At 66.2% G+C, this 24,705-nt stretch carries 25 protein-coding genes; 14 read left to right on the top strand and 11 right to left on the bottom strand.

Going from position 1 to position 24,705, the window contains the following annotated elements:
- Positions 1–187: 187 nt before the first annotated feature.
- The 5 genes from A9J21_RS17050 to A9J21_RS32520 form a co-directional block, all read right to left on the bottom strand.
- Complete coding sequence (locus A9J21_RS17050) at positions 188–1,153, bottom strand: GDP-L-fucose synthase (protein WP_066737723.1); 966 nt, start codon at positions 1,151–1,153, stop codon at positions 188–190.
- Positions 1,146–2,351: a GDP-mannose 4,6-dehydratase gene (gene gmd, locus A9J21_RS17055; RefSeq protein ID WP_082926476.1), complete on the bottom strand. Its 1,206-nt coding sequence runs from the start codon at positions 2,349–2,351 to the stop codon at positions 1,146–1,148. Before gmd ends, A9J21_RS17050 begins: the two co-directional genes overlap by 8 nt.
- A gap of 168 nt (positions 2,352–2,519) precedes the next feature.
- Positions 2,520–3,464 carry a response regulator transcription factor gene (locus tag A9J21_RS17060; protein ID WP_066737724.1) on the bottom strand — a complete coding sequence of 315 codons (945 nt, stop codon included), beginning with the start codon at positions 3,462–3,464 and terminating at the stop codon, positions 2,520–2,522.
- A gap of 858 nt (positions 3,465–4,322) precedes the next feature.
- Positions 4,323–4,628, bottom strand: coding sequence for a YXWGXW repeat-containing protein (locus A9J21_RS17065; RefSeq protein WP_066737726.1), 306 nt, complete (start codon positions 4,626–4,628; stop codon positions 4,323–4,325).
- 67 nt (positions 4,629–4,695) lie between these two features.
- Positions 4,696–4,821 carry a hypothetical protein gene (locus tag A9J21_RS32520; RefSeq protein WP_029050781.1) on the bottom strand — a complete coding sequence of 42 codons (126 nt, stop codon included), beginning with the start codon at positions 4,819–4,821 and terminating at the stop codon, positions 4,696–4,698.
- Between the two features lie 598 nt (positions 4,822–5,419).
- On the opposite strand from A9J21_RS32520, the gene A9J21_RS31630 reads away from it, so the two are divergent.
- Together A9J21_RS31630 and cynS are read left to right on the top strand one after the other, a co-directional pair.
- The gene (locus A9J21_RS31630) at positions 5,420–5,560 is read left to right on the top strand and encodes a hypothetical protein (protein WP_156545976.1); all 141 of its coding nucleotides are present in this window, start codon (positions 5,420–5,422) and stop codon (positions 5,558–5,560) included.
- Between the two features lie 60 nt (positions 5,561–5,620).
- Positions 5,621–6,064 (top strand): cyanase, encoded by a 444-nt coding sequence (cynS, locus tag A9J21_RS17070; protein WP_066737728.1) that lies wholly within the window; start codon positions 5,621–5,623, stop codon positions 6,062–6,064.
- A gap of 106 nt (positions 6,065–6,170) precedes the next feature.
- Here cynS and A9J21_RS32020 read toward each other — a convergent pair whose 3' ends face one another.
- Positions 6,171–6,335 carry a hypothetical protein gene (locus A9J21_RS32020; RefSeq protein ID WP_197497521.1) on the bottom strand — a complete coding sequence of 55 codons (165 nt, stop codon included), beginning with the start codon at positions 6,333–6,335 and terminating at the stop codon, positions 6,171–6,173.
- A gap of 367 nt (positions 6,336–6,702) precedes the next feature.
- Between A9J21_RS32020 and A9J21_RS17075 the strand changes: the two genes are divergently transcribed.
- Entirely contained in the window at positions 6,703–7,458 is a 756-nt protein-coding gene (locus tag A9J21_RS17075) for a phosphoribosyltransferase (protein WP_066737759.1), read from the top strand.
- Here A9J21_RS17075 and A9J21_RS17080 read toward each other — a convergent pair.
- From A9J21_RS17080 to A9J21_RS17095, 4 genes are all read right to left on the bottom strand, one after another.
- Entirely contained in the window at positions 7,433–7,957 is a 525-nt protein-coding gene (locus tag A9J21_RS17080) for a 3-isopropylmalate dehydratase (RefSeq protein WP_066737730.1), read from the bottom strand. The genes A9J21_RS17075 and A9J21_RS17080 overlap by 26 nt on opposite strands.
- Complete coding sequence (locus tag A9J21_RS17085; RefSeq protein WP_066737731.1) at positions 7,954–9,273, bottom strand: 3-isopropylmalate dehydratase large subunit; 1,320 nt, start codon at positions 9,271–9,273, stop codon at positions 7,954–7,956. The genes A9J21_RS17080 and A9J21_RS17085 overlap by 4 nt, the downstream gene beginning before the upstream one ends.
- Positions 9,270–10,286, bottom strand: coding sequence for a tripartite tricarboxylate transporter substrate binding protein (locus A9J21_RS17090; RefSeq protein WP_066737732.1), 1,017 nt, complete (start codon positions 10,284–10,286; stop codon positions 9,270–9,272). The genes A9J21_RS17085 and A9J21_RS17090 overlap by 4 nt, the downstream gene beginning before the upstream one ends.
- Before the next feature lie 99 nt (positions 10,287–10,385).
- A complete protein-coding gene (locus tag A9J21_RS17095) occupies positions 10,386–11,168 on the bottom strand; it encodes a GntR family transcriptional regulator (RefSeq protein ID WP_066737733.1) in 783 nt (260 codons plus the stop codon).
- 674 nt (positions 11,169–11,842) lie between these two features.
- Between A9J21_RS17095 and A9J21_RS17100 the strand changes: the two genes are divergently transcribed.
- The 8 genes from A9J21_RS17100 to A9J21_RS17135 all read left to right on the top strand — a co-directional run bounded on the left by A9J21_RS17100 (position 11,843) and on the right by A9J21_RS17135 (position 20,428).
- On the top strand, positions 11,843–13,405 hold the full coding sequence (locus A9J21_RS17100) for a hypothetical protein (RefSeq protein WP_066737735.1): 1,563 nt from the start codon (positions 11,843–11,845) through the stop codon (positions 13,403–13,405).
- 175 nt (positions 13,406–13,580) lie between these two features.
- Positions 13,581–14,042 carry a hypothetical protein gene (locus A9J21_RS17105; protein ID WP_066737737.1) on the top strand — a complete coding sequence of 154 codons (462 nt, stop codon included), beginning with the start codon at positions 13,581–13,583 and terminating at the stop codon, positions 14,040–14,042.
- Positions 14,039–14,737, top strand: coding sequence for a C39 family peptidase (locus A9J21_RS17110; RefSeq protein WP_066737739.1), 699 nt, complete (start codon positions 14,039–14,041; stop codon positions 14,735–14,737). Before A9J21_RS17105 ends, A9J21_RS17110 begins: the two co-directional genes overlap by 4 nt.
- Positions 14,738–14,750: 13 nt before the next feature.
- Positions 14,751–15,914: a hypothetical protein gene (locus tag A9J21_RS17115; protein WP_066737741.1), complete on the top strand. Its 1,164-nt coding sequence runs from the start codon at positions 14,751–14,753 to the stop codon at positions 15,912–15,914.
- Between the two features lie 71 nt (positions 15,915–15,985).
- The gene (locus tag A9J21_RS17120; protein WP_066737743.1) at positions 15,986–17,422 is read left to right on the top strand and encodes an acetate kinase; all 1,437 of its coding nucleotides are present in this window, start codon (positions 15,986–15,988) and stop codon (positions 17,420–17,422) included.
- 165 nt (positions 17,423–17,587) lie between these two features.
- A complete protein-coding gene (locus A9J21_RS17125) occupies positions 17,588–18,100 on the top strand; it encodes a DUF1269 domain-containing protein (protein ID WP_066737745.1) in 513 nt (170 codons plus the stop codon).
- Positions 18,101–18,421: 321 nt separating this feature from the next.
- A complete protein-coding gene (locus tag A9J21_RS17130) occupies positions 18,422–19,564 on the top strand; it encodes an ABC transporter substrate-binding protein (protein ID WP_082926477.1) in 1,143 nt (380 codons plus the stop codon).
- Positions 19,565–19,648: 84 nt separating this feature from the next.
- Positions 19,649–20,428 carry an SDR family oxidoreductase gene (locus A9J21_RS17135; RefSeq protein WP_066737748.1) on the top strand — a complete coding sequence of 260 codons (780 nt, stop codon included), beginning with the start codon at positions 19,649–19,651 and terminating at the stop codon, positions 20,426–20,428.
- Between the two features lie 36 nt (positions 20,429–20,464).
- Here the strand turns inward: A9J21_RS17135 and A9J21_RS17140 are convergent, their stop codons facing one another.
- On the bottom strand, positions 20,465–21,367 hold the full coding sequence (locus A9J21_RS17140; RefSeq protein WP_066737761.1) for a LysR family transcriptional regulator: 903 nt from the start codon (positions 21,365–21,367) through the stop codon (positions 20,465–20,467).
- Between the two features lie 122 nt (positions 21,368–21,489).
- Here A9J21_RS17140 and A9J21_RS17145 point away from each other — a divergent pair, with 122 nt between their 5' ends.
- The 3 genes from A9J21_RS17145 to A9J21_RS17155 are packed head-to-tail and all read left to right on the top strand — an operon-like array spanning position 21,490 to position 24,242.
- Entirely contained in the window at positions 21,490–22,854 is a 1,365-nt protein-coding gene (locus tag A9J21_RS17145; protein ID WP_066737750.1) for an acyclic terpene utilization AtuA family protein, read from the top strand.
- Between the two features lie 12 nt (positions 22,855–22,866).
- Complete coding sequence (locus A9J21_RS17150) at positions 22,867–23,217, top strand: hypothetical protein (RefSeq protein ID WP_066737752.1); 351 nt, start codon at positions 22,867–22,869, stop codon at positions 23,215–23,217.
- A gap of 44 nt (positions 23,218–23,261) precedes the next feature.
- Positions 23,262–24,242, top strand: a complete 981-nt coding sequence (locus tag A9J21_RS17155) for a tripartite tricarboxylate transporter substrate binding protein (protein ID WP_066737754.1) — start codon at positions 23,262–23,264, stop codon at positions 24,240–24,242.
- Positions 24,243–24,705 lie beyond the last annotated feature (463 nt).

Genomic DNA, 24,705 nt, shown 5'->3' on the forward strand with positions numbered 1-24,705 from the left:
CAGGAAACTGACCGATGCGAACGGCGACAGCGCCCGGGCCAGCCGTTCGGTTTCCTTTTCGATGGTGCCGCTGCAGTTCCGTACCGGCCCGGCCACCAGCACGTGCGACTCCGCCGCGGGCTTCCTGAGCATGCGCGATGCATTTGCCATGGTGCGCGTCTCCATTCCTGGCAGCCAACTGCGCTGGTCAGCCGATGATGCCGTCGCGCACGATGTCGCGATAGGTGGACTGCAGGCCCTCTGCCAGCCCGATACGGGGCCGCCATCCCAGGCTGGTGATGGCGCTGTTGTCCAGCAGCTTGCGCGGTGTGCCGTCGGGTTTCGACGGATCGAACGTGATCTCGCCGCGGTAGCCCACCGCGTTGGCCACCATGTGCGCCAGTTCGCCGATGGTCACGTCGTAGCCGCTGCCTGCGTTCAGGTGCGTGCCGCCAGACCCCGCGCAGGCATCGTAGAGCTCGCGGTCAACGTCCATGACCTGCAGGCAGGCCTGCGCCAGATCGTCCACGTGCAGGAATTCGCGCCGTGGCGTGCCGGTGCCCCAGATGGCGATCTCCGGTGTTCCACTTTCACGCGCTTCATGGAAGCGGCGCAGCAGGGCCGGAATCACATGGCTGTTTTCGGGATGGTAGTTGTCGCCGGGCCCGTACAGGTTCGACGGCATCAGGCACCGGTAGTCAGTGCCGTACTGAATGTTGTAGCTCTGGCACAGCATGATGCCGGCGATCTTGGCCAGCGCGTAGGGCGAGTTGGTGGACTCCAGCTCGCCGGTCAGCAGCGCTGACTCGACAATCGGTTGCGGCGCGAGCTTCGGGTAGACGCAGCTCGATCCAAGGTACAGCATCTTGCGCACGCCGGCCTGGTGCGACTCGTGAATCACGTTTGTCGCCATCGCCAGGTTCTGCTGGATGAACTCGGCGCGGTACGTGTTGTTGGCGTGGATGCCGCCGACGCGGCCGGCGGCCATGTAGACCATGTCCACCGGTTCGGACGCAAAGAAGGCACGCACCTGCTGCTGGTCCGTGAGGTCCAGCTCGGCATGCGTGCGGCACACCACGTTGACGTCGCCACGCGCGGCAAGCGCGCGGGCGATGGCCGATCCCACCATGCCGCGGTGACCGGCCACGAAGACGTTGAGGCGCGAATCACTCATGGTAGTTGTAGGTCCGGAAGCCTGCCATCTTGACCAGTGCGTCGCGTCGCGCCGAGGCGAAATCGGCTTCGATCATCTCGTGCACAAGCTCGTCGAAGGTGATGCGCGGCGACCAGCCCAGCTGTTCGCGTGCGCGGGTCGGGTCGCCCAGCAGCGTTTCCACTTCGGTCGGACGGAAGTAGCGCGGGTCCACGCGCACGATCACATCGCCCACCTTGCAGCGCGACGACAGCTGGCGCCGGACATCGTCGATCTGGGTAATGATGCCCACCTCGTCGACGCCCTCGCCTTCGAAACTCACCGTGATGCCGAGCTTGCGCGCCGCCAGCGTGACAAAGTCGCGCACACTGTGCTGTTCGCCGGTGGCGATGACGAAGTCCTGCGGCTTGGCCTGCTGCAGCATCAGCCATTGCATCTCGACATAGTCGCGGGCATGGCCCCAGTCGCGCAGCGCCGACATGTTGCCCAGGTACAGCGTGTCCTGCAGCCCCAGTGCGATCCGCGCGATGGCGCGCGTGATCTTGCGCGTGACGAAGGTCTCGCCACGCACCGGGCTTTCGTGGTTGAACAGGATGCCGTTGCACGCGTACATGCCATACGCTTCGCGATAGTTCACCGTGATCCAGTAGGCGTAGAGCTTGGCCACGGCATAGGGGCTGCGCGGATAGAACGGCGTGGTCTCGCGCTGCGGGATTTCCTGCACCAGGCCGTACAGTTCCGACGTGGATGCCTGGTAGAAGCGCGTGTCCTTTTCCATGCCCAGGATGCGGATTGCCTCGAGCAGGCGCAGCGAACCGACGGCATCGGTGTTGGCCGTGTATTCGGGTTCCTCGAACGACACCTGCACGTGGCTCTGGGCCGCGAGATTGTAGATCTCGTCTGGCGCCGCCTGCTGCACCACGCGTACCAGGCTGGCCGTGTCGGTCATGTCGCCATGGTGCAGGATCAGGTTGCGCTGCACTGCCTGCGGATCTTCGTAGAGGTGATCGATGCGCTCGGTATTGAACAGCGAACTGCGGCGCTTGATGCCATGGACCTCGTAGCCTTTCGCTAGCAGAAATTCGCTCAGGTACGAACCGTCCTGCCCGGTGATGCCGGTAATCAATGCCCGGCGCTTGCCGTTGCGGCCTTGCGGGACCTGCGAATCGCCAGCCCTGTCTTCCGTGTGGAGGAGGTTGTCCAGTTCGTTTGCGCCCATGACAGTCACATGTTGGTTTGCGGTAACGCTGACTGTAGGGGGTGCCGCACCGTACCAACTGTCTGCTAGCCCACACAGCGGCGGGTGATGAAAGCGGGGGTGCCAGAATGAAACAGGCGCCTTCCGGGGAAGGCGCCTGTTGTATCCACCAATACGTGCAGGGATGTATCAGACCGACAGGCCGTTGGCGTCGAATGGCGCCTCGCCGTTGCGTGCGAACACCCGGCGCGTTCCACCGTCGCGGGCTGCGTGCTCGTCACCGTTGACCCACTCCAGCGTGGCGCCGCGCTGCAGGGCGGCATAGACGGCCTCGCCCTTGTTGCGGACCTTCAGACGCTGATACAGCGTGCAGGCGTGGCTCTTTACCGTAGCCACCGAGATATTCAGCATGCGGCTGACGGTCTTGATGGGATAGCCGCGCGCCAGCAGCACCAGCACTTCGTACTGGCGGGGCGTGATCTTCAGCATTTCGGCTTCGTCATAGCCGGGCTCTTCCTCGGCCATCGGCATGCCGTTTGCAGGCGCTGCAGGCGCAGAGGCAATAGGCTGGCCCGGACGCAGGCTGGTCAGGTCACGCACGGCCACGGCGGCACGCATGGCGCTGGCGCAATTGGAAGGCGATACCGCATCCGGGGGCGTGGCCGGTGCCAGTGGCAGCGGAGCGGCGGATGCCAGCGACGTGGCGGCCGGCATGGCCGAGCGCGACGCCACGGGCGTGGCCACGGCGTCACCCGCGAACATCAGCCCCTGGACGCTGGAAATAGCCAGCCGGATGGCGGCTTCGATCACGGCCAGCGATGCCGACTTGGGCAGGCAACCGCAAATGCCGCGTGCGGCATCGGGCGACGGCACATGCAGCGGCAGCGTATCGGCCAGCACCAGGATGCGCTGCGGCGTCAGCCGGTCGCGGGCCTGTTCCAGTTGTTCCCAGCCGAGCGCCTGGTCGGCGGGCATGCCGAAGACCAGCAGGTCGGCGTTTCGGTGCGGGATCTCCAGGCGGTTGATGTCGGCTGGCGCCAGCGCCAGTACATGTCCGGATTCCTGGATGGTTTCGAGCATCTGCAGCAGCCCGAGCCGGAGCAGCGGATGCTCCTCGATCAGCAAGGCGTTCATTCTTCTTGACTCCCCGTTTGTGGGTGAGATGCGGGACGCTTTGCGTGAGGGAACTACACCGCTGGATTGTGCGCCATCGTGGATGGCACCGCGTACTTCAGCTGTAACCCCGTGCTTCCGTGTCAGTCGATGCCCGTTTGTTAGAAGGGCTTGTCCGCGCGACCAGAAGTATGACCCGTACCCTAACCCGAAAGAAAATCTCGCTCCTAAATCGAAACTTAAATTCATCTTATGGGCTGGTTGGAACGAATGCAAGCGCATGGCCAGTGGTTGATGCCGGGATGTAATGCGGTCCACCTCATAATCCATTGCGGGGATCGTGCATTCGGCTGGAGAAGTATTTGCAAAGCCATCCAACTGGCTCTGTCACAAGGGTTTCACGATTGATACAGCACCTCCGGCAGTTGTTTCATGCATGCAACCGATTCGAATGAAAATGGCGTTGCGAATATCAAAAACTCACCCGCTTGGGGGGTGTGGCATTAACGGAATTGGTGTTTGGTGACGCATTGCTGAAACCGCGTGAAAATGTTCCGGACGTCATCATTTTCAATCACGACTTTCGTGGGGAGTCTGGCGGACTAGTGCAAAAGGATGAAGCCCGGATCGTGCCTTGGCAGGAAAGAAAATCGTGTTGTACCGTTGCCGCCGCTTGGTCTGCAACCTGCCTGGGATGGATGCCCGGACCACCCCGGAAAGCATTGCGGGCCGGACCCCATGCCCGTGGGTCCGGCCCGCTCTGCGGTCTTTTGCGCTGCCCGCTTCACTGCCCTGCCGGGCAGCCCTGGTTACCGTGATCGCATGCTGCGTCGGCGGCCGGGCACGAGCGTGCGCTGACTTACCATCGTTCGCCGTGCATCAGCGGGTCCAGTAGCCGGGACGCTTGTACCAGCCGTGCGGCCCGCGTACCCAGTTGTCGGGTACATAGCGCTGGCCGGGGCGGGCAGACTGCCAGTAGCCGCCACGCCACGCATAGCCGCTGCTGGCGCGGTCATAGTGGCCCGGCACCCACACCTGGCCCGGGCGCGGGCCGGGGCGCACCTCGTGGTGCGGCGGCGGGGGCGGGTTCTTGTAGTAGCCGTGTGCCTGCGCGGCAGGCGACAGCAGACCAAAGACGCCACCCGTGGCAAGGACGGTGGCAGCAAGCAGGATCTGGCGTTTCATATGGATCTCCTTGAGGCGAGGGCGCCGGAATGAGGGAAAAGGCGGTGGATCTTCAGACGCGATTCGCTTAGTAGCGACCGCCGCGGTAGTAGTCGTGGTGATAGTGCGGGCCACGTGGCGGCACCACGATGCAGGCCGACAGCAGGGCGCTGGTGGTGGTCAGCAGGATGGCCAGGGCGATTGCGCGTTTCATGGGAGAGGCTCCGTATCGGGTTCGCGTTGAACACGGCTTCACTCTAGCGGCGCGCCCCGCGCCAGCGTGGTTGCACTTGTAAGGCTGTCTCACATGGCCGATCGTCCATTCGACGTTGTTGACGTCGCTTGGCGCTACCCGCTAGCCCTTGTCTGGCAAGGGTTTGCGGGAATGTGACGTGTACGTTGAGAAGATGTCTGACGGGTCAGTGGCCGGTAATGTGGCGTTACATCGGAAATGAGTCATGCAAAGATTTGGCGATGCATGTAGCGATGTCCGGGGCGATGTCCGGGGCGAATCCCGGACCACTTCCGATCATGTCCGAACGCGCTTTCGGGGTGCGCAGCACGGCGAGGCGCTTCCCGTCATCGCATTCGGGGTCTGCCACGTTCTTCGCAGAAACGGGTACGCTTCAGGCGTGCGGGCCGGTTGCCGGTTTCCCCGTGGCGGTGCGCGAACCAGGCCACCGGGGAGGCGGCGGGCAACTGAACGCCCCACGATGCGTCATCGCGCCCGCCAGATGTCCCAATGCACGTGCCGGCACGATGGCACGAAGCTTGCGCTAACCAGTTCGCCGTATTCCCGGAGGGAGGACGTCATGCCGGTCATGTTCATCGTGCTGGTCCTGCAGGCGCTTGAAGGCCTGAGCCCGCTCTCGGTGCCGCAGTTCGCACGCGTGAGGTTCGACGACGGCGCCACCGATGCCGTTGCCGTCATCGAGCGCACGCAGTCACCATAGCCACGCGCCGGCGCGACGGCTCTCCGGGGAAAAACTTCCAACCAGACCGGAGAGACCGACATGAATCGCCAGGACGTGACTGACCTCATCATCGAAGCCAAGGTAACGCGCGGCATCTCGTGGGCCCAGGTGGCCGACCGCGTGGGCAAGAGCAAGGAATGGACGACCGCCGCCTGCCTGGGGCAAATGACCTTCGACGAGGCCGGCGCCCGTGCGGTGATGGAGATCTTCGACCTGCCTGCCGAGGCCGAGCCGTGGCTGCGCACCGTTCCGTACAAAGGCTCGCTGCCGACGCAAGTACCCACTGACCCGCTGATCTACCGCTTCTACGAACTGATCAGCGTGTATGGCACCACGTTCAAGGCGTTGATCAACGAGGAGTTTGGCGACGGCATCATGAGCGCCATCGACTTCCGCATGGACCTGCAGCGCGAGGCCGATCCCAACGGCGACCGGGTGCGCATCGAGATGTCGGGCAAGTTCCTGCCCTACAAGACCTACTGAAAATCCATCCTGGCCCGCTGAGCCTGCCGGAGACGGCCGCGGCGGTGCGCCATGGCCGTCCCGGGCACACTGCGGGCGGGCTCCCGGCTGCGGGAGCCACCGGAGCTCAGCCGAAGTATTCCTGGTAGTAGCGCGTGCAAGTGCCCGTCTGGCGGAACGTGTAGGGCAGTTCTGCCATGGCGGCCGCTTCCAGCGAGCCAAACGGGATATCGAGATCGGCCTCGGTGTGATCGGCCACGTCGTCAGGGCGGGAGATGTGTTGCGGATTCACGATAACGCTCACTCAATCTAGGGCAGGCCTGCCGGCCGCCTGGTTGCAAGGAATCTGGTCGTCGGGCGGAAATTGCCGCCACGCAGCAATCCTACGGAACGATGGCCGCCGGATCATCGGGTAAACGCTGAAAAGACTGTTTCAGTTCGGGGATCAATCGCGGCTGGCGATCGGGTTCATTGCGGCGCCGGCGCAACAAGGCACGGGGTGGCCCCGCCACAACACCCGGCCAAGAAAATCCCCCGCCGTGGGCGCGGCCCGGGTCTATAGTGGCTGTGGAACACGCGCCGCAACCGGTTCGCCACCGGTTCACAAGCGCTCCGTAAGCGGTTATTCACTTTCACGCCACCTGATGCAGGAGCCCGCCATGAGCCTGCCGCCCTGCTTTGCCGATCGCCGCGAGGCAGGCCAGTACCTGGGCCGCCGGCTGGTCGAACTTGGCTACTCGCGTCAGGCCGATGGCGATCCTCCGCTGGTGCTGGCATTGCCGCGCGGCGGGGTGCCCGTGGCTCACGAAGTGGCCCGTGCCGTCGACGGCACGCTGGACATCCTGTTGGTACGCAAGATCGGCGCGCCCGGCTATCCCGAACTGGCGCTCGGTGCCGTGGTGGAGGGCGATGACAGCGGACACGGCCCGCACACGGTCATCAACGACGATCCCTGGGTGCAGCGGGCGGTGGAATCGGGAGCATTCGATGCCGAACGCGGGCGGCAGCTTGGCGAGATCTGCCGCCGCCAGCAGCGTTATCGCCAGGGGCGTCCGGTGGTGGCCATGGCGGGCCGCTGCGTGATCATGGTGGACGATGGCGTGGCAACGGGCGCCACCATGCGCGCAGCGCTCGATGCCGCGCGCATGGCCCGGGCGGCCCGTATCGTGGCCGCCGTGCCGGTGGGTTCGTCACAGGGTCTGGACACGCTGCGCGAAGTGGCCGACGAGGTCGTGTGCCTCAACACGCCGGTCAGCTTTGGCGCGGTCGGGTCGTTCTATCTCGACTTCACCCAGACTTCGGACGACGAGGCCATGGCGCTGCTGCGCGCGGCCCAATGCGCATCCACGCTGCCGCACCCTGCGGCATGGCCGCGCGGCGAGCAGCCGCTCAGGGACGGCCCGTTTGCCCGCTGAGGCGCGATTTCAGGTGGGGTACCAGGCCGCCCGCATGCAGCAGGGCGCGCAGGAAGTCTGGCACCGGCTCGCATGCCACGCGAGCGCCGTTGTCCAGCCGTAGCAGCGCGCCATCGAGATCGAACGTGGCGCGCGTGCCATCGGCCAGCGTATCGGCCTGTCGGCATACCAGAACGGGCAGGCCGATATTGATGGCATTCCGATAGAACAGACCCGCGAACGATTGGGCCAGGACTGCGGCGACGCCCAGATGCCTGAGTGCCTGCGCAGCCTGCTCGCGCGACGATCCCATGCCGAAGTTGGTGCCTGCCACGACGATGTCGCCCGGCCGCACATGTGCCGGAAACTCCGGACGCAGGTTCTCCAGACAGTGGCGCGCCAGTTCGTCGAGGCCGGACTTCATGTACAAGCCCGGCGCCATGGCGTCGGTATCCACATCATCACCAAAACGCCAGATGCGGCCGGCGGGTGGCGGGGCAAAATCGGGGGCGGGGGTCATGCGAGCAGCGTTCGGGGGTCGGTAATCTGGCCGGTAACGGCGGTGGCTGCCACGGTCATGGGCGACGCCAGCCAGACCGCGCTGCCGGCATCGCCCATGCGTCCGGCGAAATTGCGTGCGGTCGAGGCAATCGCCCGGCTGCCGGCAGGAAAGCGGCTGGCACCATAGCCCGCGCAGGCATTGCATGCGTTCGGCAGCAACTCGGCGCCGGCATCGATCAGCACGCCCAGCGTGCCTTCCTGCATCGCCAGTTGCTGGTCGCGCGCCGAAGCCGGCGCCACGCGCAGCGACATGCCAGCGCTCACCTTGCGTCCGCGCAACACGCGCGCGGCCATGCGCAGGTCTTCGAGCTTGGCACCGGTACATGCGCCGATATAGGCGATGTCGATGCGCTCGCCCACCGCCTGCGTCACGGGCGCGCCGTTGGCCGGGCTGTGTGGCGCGGCCACATACGGCGCGAGCGTCGTGGCGTCGAAACGATGTGCCTGCAGCACCGGTGCATCGGCATCGCTGCGCCACTGGCGCGGATCGATGGCGGCCAGCGTTGCGGCGTCGACACCAGCGGCAGCCAGCCACGCCATCGTCGTGGCATCGGGCGCGATCAGTCCCGTCTGCGCGCCCAGCTCGGTACACATGTTCGTGAGCGTCATGCGTTCCTGCATCGGCAGCGCGGTGATCGCGGCACCGGTGAATTCGATGGCTTCGTAGCGGCCGCCTGCCAGGCCCAGCGTGGCGCACAGGAACAGCATGATGTCCTTGGCGCAGACGCCATCGGCCAGCTTGCCGTGCCAGTCCAGGCGAATGGTCTGCGGCACGCGCAGCCAGATTTCGCCCGTGGCCAGCACGCCGGCCATTTCCGTGGCGCCCACGCCGAACATGTAGGCACCAAAGGCGCCGCCGGTGGGGCTGTGGCTGTCGCCGCCGACGATAAAGCGGCCCGGCAGCACAAAGCCGCGCTCGGGCAGCACCAGGTGGCAGATGCCCTGGTTGTCGATGAAGTTGGGAATGCCGGCTTCGCGCACCCAGTCGCGCGTGAAACGCACGATGGCTTCGGCGTCGGGATCCGATGCCGGCACGTAATGGTCGGTGACCACGACGTAGCGCGAAGGGTCCCACACGCTTGCGCCAAGATCCCGCAGCAGCGGTGCCACGCGGCGCGGCCCGCTGGAGTCGTGCGACATCGCCAGGTCGACCTTGCACATCACGATGCTGCCCGGCGTGACATGCGCCGAGCCAGCCGCGCGCGCCACAAGCTTTTGCGCGAGCGTGGCGGGCAACTGGACGGGATCGACGGCGTTGCCGCTGGACAGCGTCATTCCGGCTGGGCCCCCGAGTACTTCACCACGGTGGCCCAGCGCTTGACGTCCTGCTTCACGAAACTGGCGAACTCGGCGGGCGGCATGCCGCTGGGCTGGGCGCCATCGTTCTCCAGCCGCTTGCGCACGGCTGGCTGCTCCAGGCCATGGCGCGCTGCCTGATAGAGCGTCTGCGTGATCTCGGGCGGCAGGTTGGCCGGACCAAACAGGCCGAACCAGGCGCTCGATTCAAAGCCCTTCACGGTCGCGCCAATCGGCAGCGCACCGGGGAACTGCGGCAGTGGCGTGGGGCTGGTCACGCCCAGCACCTTGAGCTTGCCAGCCTTCACATGCTGCGCCACATTGATGGTGCTGGCGAACATCAGGTCCACCTGGCCGGCCAGCAGGTCGGTGATGGCAGGGGTGGTGCCCTTGTACGGGATGTTGACGATGTACGTGCCGGTCATCATCTTGAACATGTCGCCGGCCAGGTGCACCGACGAGCCCACCGAGCCAATGCCGAAATTCAGCTTGCCCGGCTCGGCACGCGCCAGCTTGATCAGTTCGGGGATGTTGTTGGCGGGCAGCTTCGGCGTGGCGACCAGCACGCTGGGCACGTTTGCCACCAGCGTGATCGGCGTGAAATCCGCAATCGGATCGAATGGCAGCTTCTTGTACAGCGTGGCGTTGATCGTATGGCTGGTAAAACTCATCAGCAGCGTGGTGCCGTCGGCCGGGGCCTTCGCCACCATGTCGGCGGCGATGTTGCCGCCGGCGCCGGGCCGGTTCTCGACCACCACGGGCTGGTCAAGCGTCTGCGAGATTTCCTGGGCGATGGTGCGGGCCAGCGTGTCGGTGGTGCCCCCGGGCGGGGCGCCCACCAGAATGCGGATCGGCTTGCCGCCGGCAATGGCGGCCTGGGCGGCCGGCGCAGCCAGCAGCGATGCCAGGGCCAGCAGCGCGAGCACGCGGCGGCGGCCTCTGTGGATGGAGGTGCGGGCCGGATGATGCGCGCCCGGGCGAACGACTGGCATGACTAAGGCTCCTCGCAGTGTGATCTGGAGTGCGCAGTATGGCCCGAAATGCCTGGCCCGGAAAAGGTCTGGAGGCGCAGGGAAATCCCTGCGCCGCGATCAGTCGCGCAGGCCGGTGCGGGTTTCGTTTTCCACCCACACGTTCGCGCTGTCGCCGCCACCCATCGGGGACAGCTCCATGCGGTATTCGTAGCGGTCCGGACGGTACTGGCCCAACAGCAGTTGCACGGGGCGGCCAGCCTTGTCCAGCACCACGCGGCGCACGGCCAGCAGCGCGCCGCCCACGGGCACGTCGAGCAGTGGCGCCACCACCACATCGGCCAGGCGCGCGGTCAGCACCTGCGACGCGCGGCCCAGCTCGACACCGGCGGCTTCGAGCAGGCGCAGCATCGGCGTGGACTCCAGGTCCTTGCGGGCCAGCGGACGGCCCAGATCGGCAGGCAGGTAGGTGGTGATGTGCGACAGCGGACGGCTCTTGTAGTGGCGTACGCGCACGATCTTCATGACTGGGTCGCCCACCTGGATCTGCAGCGCCTCGGCCACTTCCGGCGTGGCGTGCACTTCGTCGATCGAGATGACCTTGACCGCCGTCTTCTCGCCCATGTCGATGATGGTGCCGAGCAGACTGGTGACGCGTTCCTCGGTGGCCTGCGGCTTGACCGGGTGCGGGTTCACGAAGGTGCCCAGGCCGCGGTGCCGGCGGACCAGGCCTTCCTGCACCAGGCGGTCGAACACGCGACGCATCGTCACGCGCGATGCATGGAACTGCTTGGCAAGATCGATCTCGCCAGGCAGCGGGCCCTGGCCGAAGCGGCCTTCCACGATCTGCTGGCGGAGCACCACGTAAATCTGGTGATACAGGGGGACGACGGCTTCACTCATGGTTTGCCCTGGCGAATGCGCTAACAAGTGTTGACGCGACTAATGTACTGTAAATCAGACATAGAGCCTAGCATGAAACACCGCTGCGGCGCCCGGGCCACTGTGTTACGGCACATTTAATGGCAGGGGCTGACGCTGCATCCAGGTTCCGCAAGAAACGCTGCCTGATCCATGCGATTCCCGCCGTGCCCTGGCGCACGTGCGCTTGCCTGGCTCCCTGCAGGCGTCCGCATGAATGACTGCTGGTCGACTGCCACCCCGAGAGCGGCATACGAATCATCCCCGCGGCTTTGTTTCATGGCCGTTACGCCGCGTGGGCATGCGGGTTTGCGGGGAGGTGCGCGCTAACTCATTGAATGCAGGCCGCTTTTTGCCGAAGTGTTGGCCGGTGGCCGACAACCGGCCGGAACCCGTGTCACAGCCCTGTGACATGTCGACTGCCAAGCACAGGCCTCGGCGTGCGGCTGGCCGCAAATCCATCTGGAAAGTTCCCGTCGAAGAACCCGTCAGCCGTTGTATTTCAACGGAATTCCGCCGTGTGCTTGCGGGCTGGCACTGAATATGCGCAAGGGGAGGCTGGTCTGGCAACCGTGCCGGACCTGAACCTCCAGCCGATGTTCTCGAGAGCGCCGGCCGGAGGCTGAGCCGCAGTACAAACTTCCTGGGAGCTTCGTATGAAAAAGACTTTACTCGCGTCGGCGATTACCCTGGTTTTTGCAGGCGCAGCTTGGGCTAACCCGACGAACAACAACACGACCGGAGGCGGGAACGACCAGACGGCCACCGCAAACTCCACGCAGAGCGGCGGCGGGGCCAACGCCAACGAGAATGCCACTGCGACTCAGGACAACTCCGACCGTAGCACCAGCACTTCCACCCGTACTGCAACGCTGACGTCCAACCGGACTTCCACCCGTACGTCGACCGCGACCAATTCGCGCAACCGCACCGACCAGGACATGGACGGCTACGGTAACGCGGCAGCCGCGAACGGCAGCACCGCCACCGCCAATTTCTCCAATTCGTTCAACAGCAGCCGCGCCATTGCGGTCAGCAAGTTGAGCGGCACGGTGTCGGGCAACGCCATCAACCATATCGGCAACTACGCCACCAATAACGGTAACGCCAATGGCGCGACCGGCGGTGCTGGTGGCCGTGGCGTTGGCGGCACGGGCCAAGGCGGCTCGGGCGGCAACGGCGGCAATGGCGGCAACAGCGGCAACGGCGGCGCTGGCGGCAGCGGCGGTTCAGCCAACAACGGCAGCGCTACCGCAGGCGCAGCGAGCAATGGCGGCTCGGTGGCTGGCAATGGCGGCAGCGGCGGCACGGCTTCCGGCTATGGCGGTGATGGCGGCAGCGCCCGCGGCTATGGCGGCGATGCACTGTCGGCAAGCCTCGGTGCTGGCGGCCGTGGCGGCTCGGCCCTGGGTGCTGGCGGCAGCGCAGGTGCCGGTTCGCGTGGCGGTTCGGGCGGCGATGGCGGCTCCGGCCGTGCCAGCGGCGGCTCCGGCCTGGGTGGTGGTCTGGGCGCAGGCCTGGGCGGCGGCCTGGGTGCTGGCGGCAGCAGCGGCGCATCGAACCAGTCGAATGACAGGGGTGCAGGCAATGCGGGCACCGGCACGGCAACGGCCGCAGCTGGCGGCGCAGGTTCCGGTACCGGTACGGGCAGCGGTTCGGGCACCGGGACTGGCACTGGCGCAACCGGCACGGCCACTGGCGGCGCAGGCGCAGCCGGCGGCGCAGCCGCGGCAACGGCCAGCGGCGGTGCAGGTTCGGGCACGGGTGGTGCTGGTGGTGCTGGCACGGCCACGGCAGGTGCTTCCACTGGCGGCGCTGGCTCGGGTACCGGTGGTGCTGGCGGTGCGCAAACCAGCGTAGCCGGCGCCGGCGGCGCGGGCGGCAGCGCAACCAACGGTGGTTCGTCGACCTCGGCCTCGAATGGCAGCGCAACGGCGGGTAACGGTGCCGTGGGCGCAGCCTCGGGTACCGGTGGTGCAGGCGGTGCCGGTGGTGTTGGCCAGGGCGGCACGGGCGGCGCCGGCAACGGTGCGGTCGGTGGCGCTGGCGGCAACGGCGGTACCAACTACGTCGATGCCGGTACCTTCAACATGTCCAACGCCATGACCAGTGTCGGTCAATCGGCCGCGGGCATCATGATCGCCAACCAGAACAGCGGGATGGCATCGCTGGTGCAGCAAAGCGTGAACGTGCAGGCCAACCTGGCTGTCGGCAAGTAAGCGTCCTGACGCGTCGTATGTGCCGCTCCGCACGGAGCGGCACTGCACCGCCAGGATTGAATGACAGGGCAGCGCGGCGCGGTCATGCCGCCCGCGCTGCCAGGTCGAAAGCCTGCAGGTCTGAAGACATGGCCCGGATGGGGACCGTGTTTCGGAGCACGAGGGGAGACGCACCATGCGATCGCATCGCCCAGCTGTCGTGACACTCGCGACAGCCCTTCTGGTCTGGCCGTTCATGCAGGCCAATGCAGGGCCGCCCAGCGCCGAGGCTTCCGCCACGGCCGTAGCGGTCGCAAGCAGTGACACAGGCGCAGCCACGGCAGTGGCCGGCGCGGTGACCAGCGTGTCGGCGGCAGCGCCCGGCACCGGTCCGAAACTGAACATATTCGGCACGGCCGCGGCGGCCGTGGCGACCGAGAAGCTCGATGATGTGCGCGGTGGCGCCGAAGTGGTGGTCAACGACATGCGGCTGCATGGCACGGTTGGCGACAACGCAGCCATCAACACCATCTCCGGCAGCAACATCGTGTCGGAAGGATCGTTCTCGAACGCTGCGGGCTTGCCAACCGTGATCCAGAACACGGGCAACAACGTACTGATCCAGAACGCGACCATTCTCAACGTCCAGTTCAAATGATCATGCGCAGCTTGCTGTGTCAGGCCGCTTGCGCGGTCGCGGTGCTGGGCGGCATTGCTGCCGCCCACGCCGATACGGTTCGCGTGCCCGGAGACCAGGGCAATTCGTACACCGTGCCGGTCACCAGCCTGCGCGAGGCACGCTTCCGGACCACCATCCGCCAGCAATACGACTTCAGTTGCGGGTCGGCGGCGGTGGCCACGCTGCTGACGTTCCAGTACAACTTGCCGACGTCGGAGCAGACGGTCTTTGCCAACATGTACGTCAACGGTGACCAGGCCAAGATTCGTGCCGAGGGCTTTTCGCTGCTCGACATGAAGCGGTTCCTGGAGTCGCGCGGCTTCCAGGCCGATGGCTACGAACTGCCGCTGTCAAAGCTGGAAGAAGCCCAGATCCCGGCGATCGTGCTGATCGTCGAGAACGGCTATCACCATTTCGTCGTCGTGAAGGGCGTCAAGGGCAATCGTGTCCTGATTGGCGACCCGGCGCGCGGCACGCGCGCGCTCGAGCGCGAGCACTTCGAAAGGATCTGGGACAGCAGCCTGCTGTTCGTGATCCATAACCGCACCGATCAGGCGCGATTCAACCTGGCCGCTGACTGGCGTGTGGCGCCGAGCGGCCCTTACTGGATGGGAGTTCCGAGAGACAGTCTGTTCTTCACCGTCATGCCCAAGCATGGCGCCTCTGATTTCTGAGTTGAGGAACATCATGGCCCAGACAAACAATTCCAACGCGCCCAGACGCGCGGCCGGTCATGCCACCGCTGCCGTGCTGCTGGGCGCGGGCCTGGCCTGCGCTGGCAATGCGCACGCCGGCGCCGAAGCACTGGCCACGGAGAACACCGAAGCCGCCGGGAGCGCCGCCGTGGCGATCCCGACAGCGATCGACATGACCGCGCCGCCGGTTGCCACCGAACTGGTGGCACTGGCGGAACGCGTGGCAGATCCGCCTTCCGTTGTGGCTGAATCACCAGTCGAAGCAACTGCCCGCGAAGACGTTGCCGCCAAGGCAGCATCATCCGTTTCCGAACCCGTTGTGGTCGCAGCCGTCGCCGAAGCGCCTGCGCGAGTGGTTCCGGTGGACAAGGCCAGCGTGGCCCGGCATCACCCCCCTGAGGACCCGCTGGCGGTGGCCATGACACTGGCTGCGCGGGATCCCGGTGCGCCGGTGGCCGATGCGCGCAAGCAAATGGCCAAGTGGAAGCCGGTCGCGCAGGCGCGGCTTGAAGAGTCGCGCGGTGGGTTCGACGCCGGGGGCCTGCAGGTGGGCTTCGGGATCGATCGGGCCGTGTTCGTCAACGGCGCCCTGGCGGTGTCCACCAGCATCACCATTCCCGATGTCAGCAGCATCACCGCCTCGCAGGCCAACCTGCTGGCGCAGGCGCTGGGGCCGGTCACCGTGGCCGTGACGGCGGCCAACAACGCGGCCAGCGCCGCAGTGGCTGCCGCCCAGGCGGCCGCTGCGGCCGCGGCACAAGCCGGACAACCTGCCGTTGCGGCAGCCCAGGGGGCCGCCGCCAATGCGCAGGGCGCGGCGGGCGCGGCCAGCAGCACGGCCAGCGCAGCGGCCACCGGTGCGTCGGGCATGGCGACGGGCGCGGCAGGCGTGGCGCAGCAGGCCGTGGCCAACGCGACAGGCACGGTCGTCACCAACGGCTTGCTGACGGTGATCCAGAACGGTGCCGGCAACTCTGCCAACCTCGGTGCGGTATCGAACATGCCCGGTACTGTGATCCAGAATAATCTCAACAACCAGAATATCCAGAGCCTGATGACGCTCAACGCAAGCGTGAATACCCTGGCCGCATTCCGCGAACAAATGGCCAACACCGCGTTGAACAGCGTTCTCCAAAGGTCAGCCGCAATGAGGTAACAAGCGTGTAGTCATGAACGAACAGGCGCGGGCCCTGCAGTATGCCCGCCGTCCCGGGGGAGGAAGACGTCATGAAGAAGCGTTCACTGCAGGGCATCGGCTATGCCGGTTGCTCCATGCTGCTGCTGGGCGGCATGGCCCAGGCCCAGACACCGCCTGATGCGGGGCCGCCGGCCGCCAGCAGGCTCGAGTCGCTGCAAAAGGAACTGGCCGACCAGGCCAGGCAACTGGAGGAAATGAAGCGGGCGCTGGCCGAGCAGCAGGCCACGATCCGCGAACTGCGCAGCACCGTCGATAGCGAGGCGCTGTCGCGCAGGCGCGGCGGGCAGGCTGCCGGCGTGACCGGCGGCAACATGGCGACCAACGCCGCCGCCGCAGGCGCGGGCGCCAGCGCCACGCAGATCAACAACACTGCCCAGCAGGGCGTGCAGGCCCAGCAGGCCCCGGAAGCCGCGCCGCCCGACGCCCCGCCGCAGGGCCAGGCCGCGCAGCCCGGCGAATCGGCAGCCGGGGTCGAGGAACCGGTGGGCAAGCCACCCGAGCGCGATACGCGTCCGCCGGAGATCGCGCCGATCTTCGACCAGCCTGGCGTGCTGACACCGGCCGGCAAGATCATCGTCGAGCCAAGCTTGCAGTATGGCTATTCGTCCAGCGACCGCGTGGCGCTGGTTGGCTATACCGTGATTCCCGCCGTCCTGATCGGCCTGATCGATGTGCGGCAGGTCAAGACGACCACCTATGTCGGCGCGCTGGCCTTCCGCTACGGCATTACCAAGCGGCTGGAAATCGAAGCGAAGATTCCGTACGTGCATTCGAGCAGCGACACCGTCAGCCGCGAGGTGTTCACCGGCACCGCCGTGGACAACGTGTTCAATTCCAGCGGCAGCGGGCTGGGCGACGTGGAAGCGACGCTGCGCTACCAGCTCAACTACGGCAACGAGAAGATGCCGTTCTTCATCGGCTGGCTGCGCTACAAGTCGAACACGGGCCGCGATCCGTTCGAGGTGGTGACCGACTGCGTGACCCGGTGCGTGAGCAATACCACGGGCACCGGGCTGCCGCTGGGCATGCCAACCGGCACGGGCTTCCAGGCGCTCCAGCCGGGCGTGACCTGGCTGCTGCCGACCGACCCCGCGGTGTTCTTCGGCACCTTCAGCTATCTGCACAACTTTGCGCGCGACAATGTCAGCCGCACGGTGCTCAATGGCCAGACCGAGAACCTTGGCAAGATTGCGCCGGGGGACATCTTCCAGTTCAACTTCGGCATGGGCCTGTCGCTGAACGAGCATGCATCGTTCTCGATCGGTTACGACCAGAGCATCATCTGGCCGACCAAGCAGAACGGACAGACCGTTCCGGGTTCGGTGCGCATTACGCAGGGCACGCTGCTGGTGGGCTACTCGTACCGCTTCAACAACCGCTACACGCTGAACCTTTCGGTGGGCGCCGGCCTCACGCGCGACACCCCCGATCTCACTGTGACGGTGCGCCTGCCGATCACATTCTGACCGCATGATGCAGCGCGAGGTGATGCCCGGAATTCTTCCGGCGCACCTCGTCCGGAAGTCAGCCGTTCGGTACCTTGCGCAGTCCATGCGGAGAGAGTAGAACGAACGAAACCGTCCCAGACGGAGGACCCGAATACCGGGGCGGCCTGACAGAGGAGGCAAGTCATGCGCAAACGGATCTTCTGGTTGTTGCCCGACCTGGCAAGCGCCCGCCGTACCATGGACGACCTGCTGCTGGCCCGTATCGAGAACAGTCACATTCACTTCGTCGGACGCGATGGCGCGGACATGACCGGCCTGCACGAAGCGAACCTGTTCCAGACTTCGGACATCGTGCACGCGGCGGAAATGGGCCTGATGGTGGGCGGTGGCGTCGGCATCGTGGCCGGAGTGGTGGTGGCGATGTTCCCTATCGTCAGCGATACACCGCAGTGGGGCCTGGTCGGCGTACTGGCCGTGCTGGGCGCGGTGTTCGGTGCCTGGGCCGCCAGCATGATCGGCAGTTCGGCGCCCAACAGCAGGCTGCGCGGTTTCGAGAAGGAGATCGAGGCTGGCAAGCTGCTGCTGATGGTGGACGTGCCGCGCGGCCGCGTGGAAGAAGTCGAGACCCTGCTGCAGAAGGCTCATCCGGAAGCCCGTTTCGCGGGGCTCGATCCCGCTGTGCCGGCCTTCCCCTGAAGCCGTACGGCGCAGCCTCCGGAGCGCGTCCGGGGACTGCCAGAACGCCTTAGCTTTCGCGCGCCGCACATGGCGCGCCCCGGCGCATGTTCCCCCATGCGCCACGCTGCGGCCACACCGGACCGCCACCGGACCAATCAGGCCCTGGTGTGATGCCGCAGCAACAGTTCCCTTCCCCGGATTGTTCCAGCGTTTGAACAATTACCTCTGATGAGGTACTTTGCGCAATGCCGCCGTGTGGTGCATCGTGACGATGCGTACTGCCGCGCGGCGGGCAGCGGCAAAAAACTATTCAAGCCAGCGCTTCAGGAGGGGTCAACAATGAGGAACGCACGATACTTCGCGTGCGGCATGCTTGCCGCCACGCTCGGGTTTGTCACGCCCATGGCGGCGCACGCGGAACCCGGCATCACCAAGTCAGCCATCCGTATCGGCCAGTCGGCCGGTGTCAGCGGGCCCGTGGCCGGGTCGGTCAAGGAACAGATCGCGGGTGCCCAGGTGTACCTGAACCACGTCAACGCCAATGGCGGCGTGGCGGGCAGGCGCATCGAACTGCTGACCTACGACGATGGATTCGACGCAAAGCGCACGCCCGACAACGTGCGCAAGCTGATCGGCGAAGACAAGGTGTTCGCGCTGTTCATGGTGCGCGGCACGCCGCAGAACGAAAGCATCCTGCCGATCATCGGGGCAGAGAAGGTGCCGCTGATCGCGCCGCTGACCGGTGCCATTACGCTGCACCGCCCCGTGAACCGCTACGTGTTCAACGTCCGCGCCAAATACCAGGACGAAGTGGCCCGCGCCATCAACCACCTGGCAACGTCCGGCATGAGCCGCATCGCCATCTTCTACGCCAACGACGGCTTCGGTCAGGACGTGTTCGAAGGCTTCAACACGGCGCTGCAGGCGCGTGGCGTGCAGCCTTCGGGCGCGGCATCGTTCAACCGGCCGATGGGCGATATCAGCCAGGGCGTTGCCAGCGTCAACAAGGCCAATCCGCAGGCCGTGATGGTGATCGGCTCGGGCTCCGAGGCGGCAAAGATCATTCGCGAGATGAAGAAGGCCGGCAGCCAGGCGCAGTTTGTCACGCTGTCCAACAATGCGGCCGACTCGTTCATCAAGGAGCTTGGCGACGATGGCAAGGGCCTGATCATCACCCAGGTGGTGCCGGGCATGAATTCGAGCCAGATGAGCATTGCCAGCGAATACCGCGGCCTGGCGAAGGCACAGAAGCAGGAACCCAGCAACGCGGGCATGGAGGGCTTCATGTCGGCGAAGGTGCTGGTGGAAGGCCTGCGCCGCGCCGGCCCCGAGCCCACGCGCGAGAAGCTCATTGCCGCGCTGGAAGGCCTGCGCGACTACGACCTGGGCGGCATCCTGATCAGCTACAGCCCCGCGCGTCACACGGGTTCGTCGTTTGTCGAGATGTCCATCGTCTCGTCGACGGGCAAGCTGATTCGCTGAAGCGATGCGCTGAGCGGCGGCCGCCACCCCGGCCGCCACGCCCGCCGCCAATCGCGGCCCGGCGGCTGCGGTATAGTTGCCGCCATGGCGATTTCTTCCACAGCTCATCCTTTCTCGCTGGCCGGACGCGTGGCCCTGGTCACGGGCGGCGCGCAGGGCCTTGGCCTGGCGATGGCGAGCGCACTGGCCGATGCCGGCGCGCACGTGCTGGTGTGCGCGCGCAACGCGCAGCGCGTGGCCGATGCCGTGTCGCAACTGCAGGCGCAGGGCGCCACGGCCGAAGCGCTGGTGCTGGACATCACCGACGATGCGGCGGTTGCGCAGGCGTTCGAAGACATCGCGGCACGGCTTGGCCGGCTCGACATCCTTGTCAACAATGCCGGCACGCGCAATCGCAACAGCATGGCGCATCTGGATGCCCATGACCTGCGGGCGATGCTCGACACCAACCTCGTGGCGCCGTACGCGCTGTGCCGTCACGCCGCACGGCTGATGGAGCAGGGCCAATACGGCCGCATCGTCAACGTGACGTCGATTGCAGGACAGGTGGCGCGAGCCAACGACGTGCTGTATCCCGCCACCAAGGGCGGCCTCGACGCGCTGACGCGCGCCATGTCGGCAGACCTGGGCCGGCACGGTATCACCGTCAATGCCGTGGCGCCGGGCTATTTCGCCACCGAGCCGAACCAGGCCATGGTGGCCGATGAAACCGTGTCCGAATGGCTGCGCAATCGCACGTCGCTGGGCCGCTGGGGCCAGCCAGCCGAGGTGGCTGGCGCCGTGGTCTTCCTGGCTTCGCCTGCGGCGTCCTACGTCACGGGCCAGGTGCTGGCCGTCGACGGCGGCTACCTCGGGCACTTCTGACCTGACTTCGGCAACCTGCCAATCCCGCCAGCCGGTTCACAGCCGCTTGCCGGCGCCATAGTGCGCGCGCAGGCAGTCGATCATGGCTGCCGAGGCGGCCGAATCGCTCCGCTCCCTGAGCCGCACCAGGCAGATCTCGCGCACCAGCGCGGGCATCTGCATCGGCCGTATGGCCAGCCCCTCGCGTCGGAACTGGAACAGCGCCAGCGCCGGCACCACCGATACGCCCAGGCCGGCTTCCACCAGCGCGGCCACCGTGGCAAGGTGTTCCACTTCCATCACCCCATGCAGCTTCAGCGGATGCATCGCGGCGTCCAGGTGCTGGCGCACGCTGCTGGTCCGCGACAACTGGATAAACGGCAGCCCGGCCAGCGCCTGCGGGGCGATACGCCGTTTGGCGGCCAGCGGATGATCGGCGGGACACACCAGGTGGAACGTGTCGTGGACCAGCGATTCCACGCGCAGGTCGGCGTCCTGCGCCGGCGCCGGCGCCAGCGCAAAATCGGCCTGGCCGCGCCGCACCATGTCGATGCAGCCATCGGCAAGCTGGTCGTACAGTTCCAGCGAGATACCCGGATAGCGCCGATGAAAGTCAGCCAGCAGCGGCGGCAGGTCGCCGCCCGCCAGCGACGGCAGGGCAGCAATGGCTACGCGCCCCTTGCGGCGTTCGGCATGGTCGCGCAGGTCTTCGAATGCGCTCTCGAAATCGGCCAGCAGGCGGCGCGCCACCTCTTCGAAGCGCTTGCCATCGGCACTCAGGTCCACGTGGCGCGTGGTGCGCTCGAACAGGCGGCTGCCGGCCTGGTCTTCCAGGGTCTGGATCAGCGTGCTGAACGCCGATTGCGACAGATGGCAGGCCTGTGCCGCCCGCGTGAAATTGCGGTGCGTGGCCAGCGCCACGAAGGCGCGCAGGTGCTTTACCGAGAGATTCGACAGCATGGCGGGATAGTGCGGCGGATTCATCCAGGAAGTCGATAGATTAATCCAAATAATCCGTTTTCGCGTGGCAGAAGCCGGCCCTAGAATGAGATCGCTGCTTACTCCAGACGTTGCCAACGCCCATGACTGCTCCCCTGCTGATCGGGTCCGGGGCCGGATTCTCCGGCGACCGCACCGACGCCGCCCTGCCGGTGGTGCGCACGCTGATCGCCGCCGGCGGCCCGGCCGCGCTGATATTCGAAACGCTGGCCGAGCGCACGCTGGCACTGGCCCAGCTGGCGCGCCGCGACAACCCCGAGCACGGGTACGAACCGCTGCTGGACCACCTGCTGACCCCTGTCCTGGGCCTTTGCCTGGCGAACCGCATCCCGATCATCGGCAATTTCGGCGCCGCCAATCCGCGTGCCGCCGCGCGCCGCATCCTGGCGCTGGCGGCCGAGCTTGGCCTGTCCGCGCCGCGCGTGGCGGTGGTTGAGGGCGACGACCTGTCGCATGACGCCGGTCGCGCGGTGCTGCGCGGCATCGTTGGCGACGCATTTCCCGAGGCGCGCTTTGTCTGCGCCAACGCCTATATCGGCGCCCAGGGCATTGCCGATGCGCTGCGCGACGGCGCCCAGGTGGTGGTATGCGGCCGCGTGGCCGACCCCGCGCTGGCCGTGGGCCCGGCGATGGCGCATTTTGGCTGGGCCTGGGACGACTGGACCCGCCTGGCAGCGGCCACGATGGCCGGCCACCTGCTGGAGTGCGGCGCGCAGGTCAGCGGTGGCTACTTCGCCGATCCCGGCATGAAGGATGTGCCTGACGTACACGACGTGGGCTTCCCCATCGCCCGGCTTGACGCCGACGGTGGCATCGAGGTCTTCAAGGCCGCCAACACAGGCGGCTGCGTGGACCTGCGAACGGTAAAGGAACAGCTGCTGTACGAGGTGCACGATCCGTGCGCCTACCTGACGCCCGACGTGGTGGCCGATATCGGCCAGGTCACGGTCGAGCAGATCGGCCCCGACCGCGTGGCCGTGCGCAATATCCGCGGCCATGCACGGCCGGCGGAACTCAAGGCCAACCTGTTTCACCTGGGCGGCTGGTTTGCCGAGGGCGAGATTTCCTACGCCGGCCCCAATGCCGCCGCCCGGGCGCGCCTGGCCGCCGACATCGTGCGCAAGCGCATGCAGGGGCTGGGGTTCGATGTACCGATCCGCTTCGACCTGATCGGCGTGCTGAGCGTGTTTGGCGACGACGCCGGCACCATGCTGGCCGCGCCGCAGCCCGGCGAGCCCGAAGCCCGCGACGTGCGCATGCGGGCCGCGCTGGCGCACGAGGACAAGGCCGTGGCGCAGGCGCTGTTGCGCGAGGTGAACGCGCTCTATACCTGCGGGCCAGCCGGCGGTGGCGGCGTCCGCACCGCGCTGCGTACGCGCCTGAACGCCACGTCGTGCCTGGTGCCGCGCCAGGCGGTGGCCGCGTCCCATTCGTTTGTCGCCGCCTGACCGGAGCCCGCCATGACCGCAACCCAGCAAGCGCCGCTCTACCAGTTTGCCCACGGCCGCACCGGCGACAAGGGCGACCGCTCCAACATCAGTGTGATTGCCTACGACGCACGCGATTTCGATCACCTGGTCGCGCACGTCACCGAAGACGCCGTGCGCGCGCTGTTTGCCGCGCGCCAGCCACGGGCCGTGAAGCGCTATGTCGTGCCGTCGATCCAGGCGATGAACTTCGTGATCGACGGCGTGCTCGATGGCGGCGTCAACGATGCATTGAATCTCGATACCCACGGCAAGGCGCTGGCGTTCCTGCTGCTGGGTTTGCCGATCCCCTTGCCGCCGCGGCTCGCCGGCGGCGCCGCATGATTGCCGAGCCGTCCCATATGTCAAAACGATTCGAGGAGACACAGATGTACGGAATTCGCAGGCCGCTGGCCGTTGCCGCCGCTATTGCCACGTTCGCGTGCCTGGCCTTGCCCGCTGGCAGCGCATGGGCGGAGTTCCCGGACAAGCCGATCCGCTTTGTCGTGCCGTTCGCAGCCGGCAGCGCCACGGACCAGCTTGCGCGGGCTATCGGACAGGCCATGACGGTGGACAGCAAGGCCACCGTGGTGGTGGACAACAAGCCGGGCGCCAACGGCTTTATCGCCGCCACCGACGTTGCCAAGGCCACACCGGACGGCTACACGGTGCTGATCACCACCAACACCACCCACGCGGCCAACGAGCATCTGTTCAAGAAGCTGCCTTATGACCCGGTGAAGGACTACGCGCCGCTGTCGGCGCTGGGCCGCGGCGGCCAGATCATGGTGGTCAACCCCCAGGTGCCGGCCAAGACCGTCGGCGAGTTCATTGCACTGGCGAAGAAGGAACCAGGCAAGCTCAGCTTCGGCAGCGGCAGTTCGTCGTCGCGCATCGCCGGCGAGCTGTTCCAGCAGATGGCGCATGTGCAGCTGCTGCACGTGCCGTACAAGAGCAATCCGCTCGCCATTACCGACCTGCTGGGCAACCAGATCCAGATGATGATTACCGACACCGCGACCGGCCTGCCGCAGGTGAAGACGGGCAAGCTGCGCGCGCTGGGCGTGTCGGGCAAGGCGCGCTCGCCGCTGGCGCCGGATGTGCCGACCATCGACGAGGCCGGCGTGAAGGGCTACGAGATGAGCTACTGGTTTGCTGCCTACGCCCCGGCAGGCACGCCGCCGGCCGTGGTGACCAAGCTGAACCAGATGCTGGTCAAGGCCGCGAAGAGCGACACGGCGTCGAACTTCTACAAGTCGACCGGCACGGACGTGTTCACCAGCACGCCGGCCGAACTGGCCAAGTTCCAGACCCAGGAATCGGACAAGTGGGGCCGCATCATCAAGGCGGCCAACATCCAGCCCGAGTAATCCGGACGCCGCCGTCCCGCCTGGCCCTGCAAGGTCCCCTTTTCCGCAAGCGGCAAAGGGGACTTTTTCCATCCGGCCAGCCACCGGAACCCCTGTTCCGACCTCCGCAGAAACGGGTACGCCTGTCGCCAGGCTGTTGCACTCCGTTGCGGCGACGCGCCACTGAAGTCAGATTTAAAAAAGTCTGATATCAGCCACTTCCGATATCTGGATTTGGCGATTCCACGAGATTGGCTTTCCCCGTCCCTTTACTGGTGCGGCATTCAGGCAGTCGCCGTTGCAGGCGTAACAAATTTGTGATCGGAAATCGATATTCACTAGGTACATAGGGGGGTATTCAGCCCTTCCCGTCGTGGTTTACCCTTCGCGCCGTTTCGGGTTTCTTACATCCGGTTACAAGCGGCAAAGCGTGCGACAGGCAGATTCTCGGGTCCGAATGATCCGGTGTTGCCGGGGAAAGACG

Origin of the sequence: Cupriavidus sp. D384 (assembly GCF_001652915.1) — a bacterium.
Classification (GTDB): Bacteria; Pseudomonadota; Gammaproteobacteria; order Burkholderiales; family Burkholderiaceae; genus Cupriavidus.

Excerpts from the sequence above, each read along its gene's own strand:
- A9J21_RS17050 (WP_066737723.1), bottom strand. The coding sequence starts at position 1,153 with ATGAGTGATTCGCGCCTCAACGTCTTCGTGGCCGGTCACCGCGGCATG.
- gmd (WP_082926476.1), bottom strand. The coding sequence starts at position 2,351 with ATGGGCGCAAACGAACTGGACAACCTCCTCCACACGGAAGACAGGGCT.
- A9J21_RS17060 (WP_066737724.1), bottom strand. The coding sequence starts at position 3,464 with ATGAACGCCTTGCTGATCGAGGAGCATCCGCTGCTCCGGCTCGGGCTG.
- A9J21_RS17065 (WP_066737726.1), bottom strand. The coding sequence starts at position 4,628 with ATGAAACGCCAGATCCTGCTTGCTGCCACCGTCCTTGCCACGGGTGGC.
- A9J21_RS32520 (WP_029050781.1), bottom strand. The coding sequence starts at position 4,821 with ATGAAACGCGCAATCGCCCTGGCCATCCTGCTGACCACCACCAGCGCC.
- A9J21_RS31630 (WP_156545976.1), top strand. The coding sequence starts at position 5,420 with ATGCCGGTCATGTTCATCGTGCTGGTCCTGCAGGCGCTTGAAGGCCTG.
- cynS (WP_066737728.1), top strand. The coding sequence starts at position 5,621 with ATGAATCGCCAGGACGTGACTGACCTCATCATCGAAGCCAAGGTAACG.
- A9J21_RS17075 (WP_066737759.1), top strand. The coding sequence starts at position 6,703 with ATGAGCCTGCCGCCCTGCTTTGCCGATCGCCGCGAGGCAGGCCAGTAC.
- A9J21_RS17080 (WP_066737730.1), bottom strand. The coding sequence starts at position 7,957 with ATGACCCCCGCCCCCGATTTTGCCCCGCCACCCGCCGGCCGCATCTGG.
- A9J21_RS17085 (WP_066737731.1), bottom strand. The coding sequence starts at position 9,273 with ATGACGCTGTCCAGCGGCAACGCCGTCGATCCCGTCCAGTTGCCCGCC.
- A9J21_RS17090 (WP_066737732.1), bottom strand. The coding sequence starts at position 10,286 with ATGCCAGTCGTTCGCCCGGGCGCGCATCATCCGGCCCGCACCTCCATC.
- A9J21_RS17095 (WP_066737733.1), bottom strand. The coding sequence starts at position 11,168 with ATGAGTGAAGCCGTCGTCCCCCTGTATCACCAGATTTACGTGGTGCTC.
- A9J21_RS17100 (WP_066737735.1), top strand. The coding sequence starts at position 11,843 with ATGAAAAAGACTTTACTCGCGTCGGCGATTACCCTGGTTTTTGCAGGC.
- A9J21_RS17105 (WP_066737737.1), top strand. The coding sequence starts at position 13,581 with ATGCGATCGCATCGCCCAGCTGTCGTGACACTCGCGACAGCCCTTCTG.
- A9J21_RS17110 (WP_066737739.1), top strand. The coding sequence starts at position 14,039 with ATGATCATGCGCAGCTTGCTGTGTCAGGCCGCTTGCGCGGTCGCGGTG.
- A9J21_RS17115 (WP_066737741.1), top strand. The coding sequence starts at position 14,751 with ATGGCCCAGACAAACAATTCCAACGCGCCCAGACGCGCGGCCGGTCAT.
- A9J21_RS17120 (WP_066737743.1), top strand. The coding sequence starts at position 15,986 with ATGAAGAAGCGTTCACTGCAGGGCATCGGCTATGCCGGTTGCTCCATG.
- A9J21_RS17125 (WP_066737745.1), top strand. The coding sequence starts at position 17,588 with ATGCGCAAACGGATCTTCTGGTTGTTGCCCGACCTGGCAAGCGCCCGC.
- A9J21_RS17130 (WP_082926477.1), top strand. The coding sequence starts at position 18,422 with ATGAGGAACGCACGATACTTCGCGTGCGGCATGCTTGCCGCCACGCTC.
- A9J21_RS17135 (WP_066737748.1), top strand. The coding sequence starts at position 19,649 with ATGGCGATTTCTTCCACAGCTCATCCTTTCTCGCTGGCCGGACGCGTG.
- A9J21_RS17140 (WP_066737761.1), bottom strand. The coding sequence starts at position 21,367 with ATGCTGTCGAATCTCTCGGTAAAGCACCTGCGCGCCTTCGTGGCGCTG.
- A9J21_RS17145 (WP_066737750.1), top strand. The coding sequence starts at position 21,490 with ATGACTGCTCCCCTGCTGATCGGGTCCGGGGCCGGATTCTCCGGCGAC.
- A9J21_RS17150 (WP_066737752.1), top strand. The coding sequence starts at position 22,867 with ATGACCGCAACCCAGCAAGCGCCGCTCTACCAGTTTGCCCACGGCCGC.
- A9J21_RS17155 (WP_066737754.1), top strand. The coding sequence starts at position 23,262 with ATGTACGGAATTCGCAGGCCGCTGGCCGTTGCCGCCGCTATTGCCACG.